General features: G+C 44.5%; 8 protein-coding genes. 3 read left to right on the top strand and 5 right to left on the bottom strand.

All coding sequences use genetic code 11. From position 1 onward, the window contains the following. Positions 1-50: 50 nt before the first annotated feature. Positions 51-515 (bottom strand): YbjN domain-containing protein, encoded by a 465-nt coding sequence (locus tag PseudUWO310_RS22215; RefSeq protein WP_009625921.1) that lies wholly within the window; start codon positions 513-515, stop codon positions 51-53. Between the two features lie 205 nt (positions 516-720). Continuing rightward, positions 721-1,356 (bottom strand): DUF2808 domain-containing protein, encoded by a 636-nt coding sequence (locus tag PseudUWO310_RS22210; RefSeq protein WP_190316130.1) that lies wholly within the window; start codon positions 1,354-1,356, stop codon positions 721-723. 239 nt (positions 1,357-1,595) lie between these two features. Between PseudUWO310_RS22210 and guaA the strand changes: the two genes are divergently transcribed. From guaA to gshA, 3 genes are all read left to right on the top strand, one after another. After that, complete coding sequence (gene guaA / locus PseudUWO310_RS22205; RefSeq protein ID WP_143190542.1) at positions 1,596-3,146, top strand: glutamine-hydrolyzing GMP synthase; 1,551 nt, start codon at positions 1,596-1,598, stop codon at positions 3,144-3,146. 606 nt (positions 3,147-3,752) lie between these two features. Then, a complete protein-coding gene (locus PseudUWO310_RS22200; protein WP_143190540.1) occupies positions 3,753-4,952 on the top strand; it encodes a DUF3095 domain-containing protein in 1,200 nt (399 codons plus the stop codon). A 345-nt stretch (positions 4,953-5,297) separates the two neighbouring features. Next, the gene (gshA, locus tag PseudUWO310_RS22195) at positions 5,298-6,443 is read left to right on the top strand and encodes a glutamate--cysteine ligase (RefSeq protein ID WP_143190539.1); all 1,146 of its coding nucleotides are present in this window, start codon (positions 5,298-5,300) and stop codon (positions 6,441-6,443) included. Positions 6,444-6,467: 24 nt separating this feature from the next. Here gshA and PseudUWO310_RS22190 read toward each other — a convergent pair whose 3' ends face one another. The 3 genes from PseudUWO310_RS22190 to PseudUWO310_RS22180 form a co-directional block, all read right to left on the bottom strand. Beyond that, positions 6,468-6,917, bottom strand: coding sequence for a DUF29 domain-containing protein (locus tag PseudUWO310_RS22190; RefSeq protein ID WP_143190538.1), 450 nt, complete (start codon positions 6,915-6,917; stop codon positions 6,468-6,470). A 5-nt stretch (positions 6,918-6,922) separates the two neighbouring features. Continuing rightward, the gene (locus PseudUWO310_RS22185; RefSeq protein ID WP_143190537.1) at positions 6,923-7,498 is read right to left on the bottom strand and encodes a Uma2 family endonuclease; all 576 of its coding nucleotides are present in this window, start codon (positions 7,496-7,498) and stop codon (positions 6,923-6,925) included. A gap of 62 nt (positions 7,499-7,560) precedes the next feature. Then, on the bottom strand, positions 7,561-9,360 hold the full coding sequence (locus PseudUWO310_RS22180; RefSeq protein WP_143190536.1) for an ABC transporter ATP-binding protein: 1,800 nt from the start codon (positions 9,358-9,360) through the stop codon (positions 7,561-7,563). Positions 9,361-9,543: the final 183 nt, after the last annotated feature.

Raw genomic sequence — 9,543 nt, 5'->3', positions numbered from 1 at the left:
GCGCCGCCCATTCTTATAAGAACAAGTATTATTACTTATTTTATTTAGGATTAAGCCCCAAAATTTTCCTTTAATACTTCGTCATTGTCGTCAGCGATCGCCGCTACGATTGTAATAATCCTTGAGATCTCAGCCGCTGAAAGATCTTCAACAGAGCGCGAGCATAATACTAAAACTTGATCGTTTTGAATTGCATACCGAGACTCAAAGGTATCAGCAGCATTTTTTTCCAGTAACCAGCGTGTCATTTTCGCTTCATCTTTAAATGGTGCGCTCAATACTGTCGAAAATACTGTGAATGTGTCAGTAGGTTCGATTCCAGTAATATTGACAACTACTTCTACAGTACCGTATTTGAATTTCCACGTATCCTCGGTCTGATTTTCGAGCGCCGTATTGTCGGCATCCATACTGGCAATTACAGTTTGGATGGTTTGCACAATGTGATTAACTGGGGGTGCAAAACTAGATTCTGCTTCTACAGGAGTTACTGGCGATTCTGTTGTGAAGGTCATAGTTAAATATCTAGTTACTATCTGCCAATAGTGTATAGCAAACGTCAATCTTTTTGATAAAACACTCTATAGGTATTTAGGATCGGTGGCAGTCCTAAATCATTCATGGGAAAAATTTGTAAGTTTTTGGCAAGTTTCTAAATAGGTGATGAGTGGCGACGCTCCGCGCCGCCACTCATCTTTGGGGTTTTGCTATAAAAACATTCTAAAAACGAAGGCTATAAAAACTCAACCGACCATATCCCAGAAATTGCGAGTTAGGGCGATCGCCTTGAGGAAATGCTGTCACCCCAAACAGATAAGTGCCATCGGTACGAGGGTTGCTAATTGGTCGTAGCCCCACGATCAATTTACGGTTTAGGTCACCGCTAGCAGGAATGGAAGGGTTAAAGGTAATTGTAATTTTATTACGATCTTCACTGCGATCGCCACTGGGCGCAATCTCAGTTTTACTGGCGATCGCCACTCGCTCACCCGATGGTGACTGCACATAGGCAAGCGTATCATTTTCAAAAAAATCAATCGAGTCGAAGCCTTCTTTCTGGGCAATTTCCAGCTTTTGTAAGGGTTCGCCCATATTTTGTGGTAGAGCGATCGCAAAGTAATAGGTAGCGTTGCGGGCGTAAATGCGATTAACCGTAGTTTCCGCCTCGATCAGCATGGGCAAATTAATAAAATAGGTTTTGCCATCACGGAGCTGTACCGCTTCTGCGGCAGATGTCATCACATTTCCGAAACTAAAGCCCCGATCCTTACTTCCCCAAACTAGCAAGGCTAAAATCGATGAGAATAAACCCAAGGCGATCGCATTTGTAGCTTTTTTATGTATCTTTTTCTTCATAAAGACGTACCGTTTTGCTAGCATTGTAAGAATAGCTACTTTTTTCGCGGCGATTGGCTTACCGAAAGCCTTACGATCTCATTAAATGCTATCTCATTAAGATAGAGGTATCTACTGTGGTTTCATCCCCTCCAACATCATCGAATGCCGTACTAAATCTTGAAGGTATTCTTTCATCTAGTATAAATTCAATCAGCACCGAGCCCGATCTTACCACAGACAATATAAATAGCCGTTCAATGATTGCAATTCTTGATTTTGGGTCTCAGTACTCGGAACTCATTGCCCGACGTATCCGCGAGACACAGGTTTACTCTGAAGTTTTAACGTACCACATCTCCGCGCAGGATCTACTGAAGCTTAATCCTAAAGGGATCATCCTATCTGGTGGACCAAACTCTGTTTATGACGAAGGCGCACCGCAGTGCGATCCTGAAATTTTCAATCTGAATATTCCCATTTTAGGCGTTTGCTACGGAATGCAACTAATGGCAAAGCAACTCGGCGGCACAGTTGAGCGTGCTGAGCGAGGGGAATATGGCAAAGCCGAATTACTCATTGACGATCCCACTGATTTACTTACCAATGTCGATACGGGCATTACCATGTGGATGAGTCATGGCGACTCTGTAATTAATTTACCCCAAGGATTTGAAGTGTTAGCCCACACAGCGAACACTCCCTGCGCGGCGATCGCCAATCATGAAAGAAATCTCTATGGAGTCCAGTTCCATCCTGAAGTCGTCCATTCCGCTGGTGGCATGGCGATGATTCGCAATTTTGTCTATCACATCTGTAAATGCGAGCCAAGTTGGACTACCGATGCTTTTATCGAAAATTCCATCCGTGAAATTCGCGCTCAAGTTGGTGACAAACGAGTATTACTAGCTCTTTCTGGCGGCGTAGACTCTTCAACCCTTGCCTTTTTATTGCATCGAGCGATCGGTGACAAGCTCACCTGTATGTTTATCGATCAGGGCTTTATGCGTAAGCTCGAACCAGAGCGTCTTGTGAAACTCTTTGAAGAACAATTCCACATTCATGTCGAATATGTTAACGCTCGCGATCGCTTCTTAAAGAAACTCGAAGGCGTAACCGACCCCGAACAGAAGCGGAAGTTGATCGGCGGCGAATTTATTAGTGTCTTTGAAGAAGAATCTCAACGTTTAGGACCTTTTGATTTCCTTGCCCAAGGAACACTTTATCCAGATGTAATTGAGTCAGCGGATACCAATGCCGATCCCGTCACAGGCAAACGGGTTGCCGTCAAGATCAAGAGTCATCACAATGTCGGAGGCTTACCTGACAATCTTCGCTTTACCCTCGTAGAACCACTGCGCAAGCTCTTTAAAGATGAAGTGCGCAAAGTTGGCACTGCGCTCGGACTGCCCGAAGAAATTGTCAAGCGTCAACCCTTCCCAGGACCGGGATTGGCAATTCGGATTATTGGTGATATTACTAGCGATCGCTTAAACACTCTCCGTGATGCCGATCTCATTGTCCGTCAAGAGATCAATCGCGCTGGTCAATACAATAATCTCTGGCAAGCCTTTGCGGTTCTGCTGCCCACCGTTCGCAGTGTCGGCGTGATGGGAGATAAACGCACCTACTCCCATCCAATTGTATTGCGTCTGGTCACCAGTGAAGATGGCATGACTGCGGATTGGGCAAGGGTTCCCTATGATCTATTGGAAACTATTTCCAATCGGATTGTCAATGAAGTAGAAGGGGTCAATCGTGTAGTCCTAGATATTACGTCTAAGCCCCCTGGCACAATCGAATGGGAATAGATCTACAGATCTACAGGTTATACCAAATCACAAAATGGCTACGCCATTTTGTGATTTTAAAATCCTTACTGGGTCTGGTTTTCAATTCCCAAAAGTATAGCCACACTTTTGGGAATTGGTATTAAGTAGCTAGGCATAAGAAGAGCATACTGCCCGCTACGCGGGCAGGTGGAAGCTTACAAGACCCTCACCCCTAGACCCTCTCCCCTTTTAGGAGAGGGGAACTAGAAATTAGTCTTATTCCCCCTCTCCCTTATTGGGAGAGGGGGCTGGGGGTGAGGGCGATATTCGTTCCACATAACATCAGGTAAGAAATGGATACGCCATTTCTTACCTGATATGAATTGAGAACAGCTAGACGCAATGTAATTTACGCCACAGACACAAGACAAAGAGAGATACAGCCAGTTGGCTGTATCTCTCTTTGTCTTTTATTGATAGGATCTTGGGACTGACGATCGTATTTATACCAATTCCCAAAATGGCAACGCCATTTTGGGAATCTCAAAACCTTACTGGGTTTGGTTTTTAATTCACAAAAGTGTGACAACACTTTTGTGAATTGGTATTAGATCTGCACTTAGATCTGCATTTAAAGCTACAGATATGAGTATTCAAAACTTTCAGCCACAAAATACGAACTCTGAGAACTTTTATGCCGATCTACCCGTCCTTCAAAATTTTGCCGATATTACCTACAGTGCAAACTTTTCCGACATTCCCAATGACTGGGCGGTAATTATCACCGATGTCACGGAATCAACTAAAGCGATCGCCGAAGGTAAATATAAAGATGTCAATCTCCTAGGAGCCTGCTCCATAATCGTCATTCTGAACATAGTCGGGGATTTAGAAATTCCCTTTGTATTTGGTGGCGATGGCGCTTCAATTCTGATTCCGAGCAGGTTTATTAATGAAGCAGAACAATCCTTGCTAGCGGTGCAAAAATTAGCCAGCGATGAATTTAAGCTTAGCTTACGTGTAGGTATTGTCCCTCTCACTGCCATTACCTCAAACTACGACATTAAAATTGCCAAACTCCGAATTTCAGAAAACTATAACCAAGCAATTCTCAGAGGCGGCGGTATCAGCTATGCCACGCGCTTAGTGAAGGATGCCGCGACTACGGATTTATACAGCCCTAAATCGATTAATGCCTATGCGATCGCAGATTTCTCTGGATTAGAATGCCGTTGGCAGGATATCCCCACCCGCCATGACGAGATTCTAAGTCTGATCGTCATGGCAACCGCACCCAGTCAAAGTCAAATCGATCTGCTCTATCGCGAAATTATTAACCAGATCGATCGCATTTACGGACAGGGGGCGGAATGCCATCCCGCCATCTCCAGCAATTTGTCCCTTGGCTTTGAGGACAAAAATTTATTGTCAGAGACTAGGGTTTTCGCCGCCACCCAAAGTTGGCTAGCAAAATGGTTTTATCTATGGAAAATCCGCCTAATTAACCTATTAGGGACAATTCTGATGAATTTTAGGATTAGGGTTGGAGGATTTAATTGGGGAGACTACAAGAAGATTGTTTCCGAATCAACGGACTTCAAAAAGTTTGATGATGTGTTACGAATGGTAATTTCTGGCAGAATCAAACAACGTCAAAAACTAATGAATTACCTAGACAAAAAGTTTCGCGAAGGTCGTTTAGTCTATGGATTCCATGTTTCCGATCGGGCTTTAATGACTTGTTTGGTGTTTGAACGGGACGGTCGTCAAGTGCATTTTATTGATGGAGCCGATGGTGGCTATGCCTTAGCTGCCAAAAAGATGAAAGAACTAATGAAAAGTTAAGTAGCTAGGCATAAGTAAACTTAAAACCTAGAAGAGCATACCGCCCGCGCAGCGGGCGGTATGCTCTCTGGTTTGGTTTTTAATTATGACGAACTACTTATACCAATTCACAAAAGTGTTGTCACACTTTTGTGAATTAAACACCAAACACAGTAAGGTTTTGAGATTCCTAAAATGGCAACGCCATTTTGGGAATTGGTATTAGCTCAAGGGACAATAGGCTATGCGAATCGCCAACTTGTCCCTTGGAGCTTATATCCTCGGTCATATACCCAAAGGCATCTTTAAAGCGATCGCATTGCAAGGTAGGCTAGTAATATTGTCTATAGCAAAAGGAAACCTCCCGTGCTTTTATCAAAAGGCTTTGAAGTAGAAATATACACCTCTACACCAACGGGGGATGTGGTGGGCTTTTCCGATCGCATTGTGGCAAATCTCCATGGGTTTGTCCGCGAACCAGATAGCCGCAACGTCGAATATATTACGCCACCCTTTCATAAATACGAGCCATTATTAATGGCGCTAGTAGAACCCCGTCAAAAATTACGCAGTTATTTGCGATCGCTTGGGGACTATACCCTAATGCCTGGAAGTACTCTGGCTTTAGGCGGGGTGGATCGCTTCTATCGTTCCGATCCGCAAAATCCTTACCATACCTATATCGAGGAAACCTATGGTACGGATGTAGTCACCGCAAGCATTCATATTAATGTTGGCATTGCCGATCTAGAGTTATTAATAGCCGCCTGCCGACTCATTCGCCTCGAAGCCCCACTATACCTCGCTCTTAGCGCCGCATCTCCCTTTCTCAACGGGAAGGCAACAGGATTTCATTCGTCCCGTTGGCAAATGTTTCCGAAAACGCCGAAATTAGTCCCCCTATTCCGAAGTCACCGCCACTTTGTAGAATGGACAGAACAACAATTAGAATTGGGAACAATGCAGAATGTCCGCCACCTCTGGTCATCAGTACGTCCTAATGGCGATAATCGCCCTTACAATCTCAACCGTTTAGAATTAAGAATTTCCGATCTAGTCATCGACCCCGTCGCCTTACTGTCTATCTCGGCTCTTTTAGAAATGCGCCTCAATCAGTTTCTGGAAGCTGGCATCGGTTCGTCGCTCGATCCCCTTGCGCCCCATGCGACCAAGTTCACACCCGATGAACTCGCAGATATTGCCGATCGCAATGAAGTTGCCGCAGCAACTAGCAGCCTTGATGCAGTTTTGACGCATTGGCAAACAGGAGAACAAATTACTGCAAGAGCATGGATTTCTAACCAATACGAAGAACTGCGATCGCGTGCTAAAGATAACGGTGTATGGTGCTTCTTGTCACCCTTGAAAAAGATTCTCGAACAGGGTAATGAAGCCCAACGTTGGTTAGCTGCTTATCACAATGGGCTGAGTCCTCGCCAAATCATGACCGATGCGATCGCCTCTGCTGAACAAATGGATAAGGAATTAGCAGAAGCTTTGTTGTTGTCCTAGAGAATAGAGAGTGCTTGGCGCTCTCTATTCTGTTTCCCAAAATCTCTCGCTCAGCATTATCTGCCAATCCCTTGAAAATTTCCATTGATCGGGAAATTCAACTTCTCGATATTCTTCACGCACAGTTTTGAGAGCAATTTCCCATGCATCAGCAAAACTTTCATCCCAACGAGTTTTGAGGCTGGGGACTTGTTTGAGCAAAACCTGAAGTTCGTTACGTTGATTACGAATTGTGCGTTCCCAGCCATTGTAGTCGTAGGGAATATTGACATACAAACGCTTTAATAGATGTTCTAGCAATGTGATTAAACGACTAATTAATTCTTTTTTCTGCGAAATCCCCAAAGACTCTACCTCTCCAATCAAATTCTCCAAATCTAAATTTTCAAAATCATGGGCTCTGAGTTTGGCAACTGTTTCTTCTACCCAGAGTAAAATATCTTGTTCGTATAGTGAATTTACAACTTGTGTCATTGCTTTTACTCCAAAGTTTCTAATTCAAAGTTAATGCGTTTATACAAAACTGAAGTGGCGATCGCTACTTCAAAGGATGCTAGGGAAATAGCTGCATCGTTCTCATAGGCAGTGAATATCCAGCGATCGCCTTCTTTGTAAAAATGTTCGACATACTGGCGATCTTGAGAAATTAGCAAATATTCCTTAAAAGAGGGAATAGTTCGATAGGATGCAAATTTGCCAATTCGATCGTAGCTTGCTGTGGATGGCGATAGAATTTCGGCAATCAAAATCGGATTGACTAATGTATCTTTTCGTCCTTCTTGATATTCCAATGGCTCAGCTATAACCATCACATCAGGATATGTAGCTATTTTGCGATCGGGAATCCAAAGACGCTGATCGGTGACAAAAACTCGATAGGGACTTGGTAAAGCGATATGTAACAGAGATAGTAAATTAACAACAAGGGTATTGTGTGTTGGTGTACCACCAGTCATCGGGTTGATTTCTCCATCAATGTATTCATTTCTAGTTTCTGAAAGAATTTCGCGATCAAAGTACTCTGTAAGAGAATATTTTTTTGTGAGAGTTAGCATAATTACCTTCTTAATTTGAGAGTATTGCGTAGGGGCATTTCGCACTCCTACGCAATGGAATTTTAGGGAGATAAAACTAAAGCTTTGGGAATAGCACTGATTAACTTTTGGGTATAAGGCTGTTGGGGATTGCTGTAGATCGCTTCGGCGGTGTCTAGCTCGACGATTTCACCTTTGTTCATCACCATAATGCGATCGCTCATAAATTTGACGACTCCAAGATCGTGGGATATAAAAATATAGGTCAATCCAAATTCCGCTTGCAGCTCTTTAAATAAATTGAGAACTTGAGCCTGTACGGACACATCCAAGGCGGAAACAGGTTCGTCGGCAATGATTAATTTAGGATTGAGAGCCAAGGCTCTGGCGATGCAAATCCGCTGACGTTGACCACCAGAAAACTCATGGGGATAGCGGCGCATAGCGCTTTTGGACAGACCCACCCGCTCTAATAGATAGGCAACTCTTTCTTTTCTCGCATCAACATGCCGATAGCGCTCAAAGCGCTCTTGATGGCTGTGAACGATTAATGGTTCAGCGATCGCATCACCCACACTCATCCTTGGATTGAGCGAGCCAAAGGGATCTTGAAACACTACTTGCAGATCGCCACGCAATCTTTGTAAGGCTACCCCCCGTAATCGCGAGATTTCTCGTCCTTCAAACTTAACAGAACCCATCAGCCCATTAGCTAAACCGAGAATTGCTCTACCCGTAGTCGTTTTACCACAACCCGACTCCCCAACCAGTCCAAGGGTTTCACCACGGTAGACATCAAAGCTAATGTTATTGACCGCCACTAGATAGCGTTTTTTTAGCCCTAAAATATTGCGAATGGGGAACTCGATTCTCAGGTTGCGGACAGAGAGAATCGGCTCATGCTTCTGTAATTCCAATAGATGGGCGGCAATTTCTTCAGGGGGAACAACTTCCAAGTACCGAGCGGTAAGTTCTTTCTCCACCATTTGTCCGTTCTGCATTTCCATAAAGTCACTAACGGTTGGTAGCAGGCGCAATTGGCGATCGGGCTGGGGACGGCAAGCAATTAAACCCTTGGTATAGGGATGTTGGGGATTTTGGAAGATCGCCGCCGTTGCTCCCATTTCCACAACTTCCCCTTGGTTCATGACGATCGCCCGATCCGCGATCGCCCCCAAAAGCCCTAAATCATGGGTAATAAAGATCATCGACATCTGGCGCGATCGCTGAATTTCCTTAAGCAGATCCAGAATCGTTGCTTGGACAGTCACATCTAATGCGGTGGTGGGTTCATCAGCAATAATTAACTGCGGATTACAGGAAATCGCCATGGCAATCATCACTCGCTGCAATTGTCCGCCCGAAAGCTCGTGGGGGTAGCGTTCAATTAATTGTTCGGGATTGGGTAATTGCACCTCCTGAAAAAGCTGAATCGTGCGGATCTTTGCTTCCGCTGCGGAGACTTTTTGATGCAGTTGAATTGCTTCGATCACCTGATAGCCGCAGGTGAATAGAGGATTGAGCGATGTCATCGGCTCCTGAAATACCATCGATATGCGATCGCCTCGATATTGCAGCATTTTCTGGGGCGATACTTTGACCAGATCGACGGGGGATTCACCGCTAGGTCGAAATAGTACTTCTCCGTGAATCTTGCCCGACTCTCCTAACAACCCCATAATCGCTAAAGCCGTCGCCGATTTGCCAGAGCCAGACTCACCGACGATGCCAAGGGTCTGACCTTGAGCGAGATCGAAGGAAATATTCTTGACAGCCTTGACCAGCCCCTCATCGCCACGAAAGGTAACTTGTAAGTCACGCACTGAGAGCAATAAATCTTCATTCTGGACTGAATCTTGGGCTAAAGCGGGAGATTGTGACATAAATTATAAGCTGGGATTATAAGCTAGATTATGAGCTGACGGAATTACTCATTATTTTGACATCTACCCCGCGCTGAAGCGACGGGGATTCCTAAGACTCACGACTTAGGTTTCTGCTTCATAGCACCAGCCTTCCGAGATTTACTCTCTTCAGGTCTTACAGTCGCTCCACAGACTGACACG

Origin of the sequence: Pseudanabaena sp. UWO310, from assembly GCF_006861605.1 — a bacterium.
Taxonomy (GTDB): domain Bacteria; phylum Cyanobacteriota; class Cyanobacteriia; order Pseudanabaenales; family Pseudanabaenaceae; genus Pseudanabaena.
The sequence above is the reverse complement of the archived record's forward strand: the minus strand, read 5'-3'. Positions and strand labels throughout refer to the sequence as shown.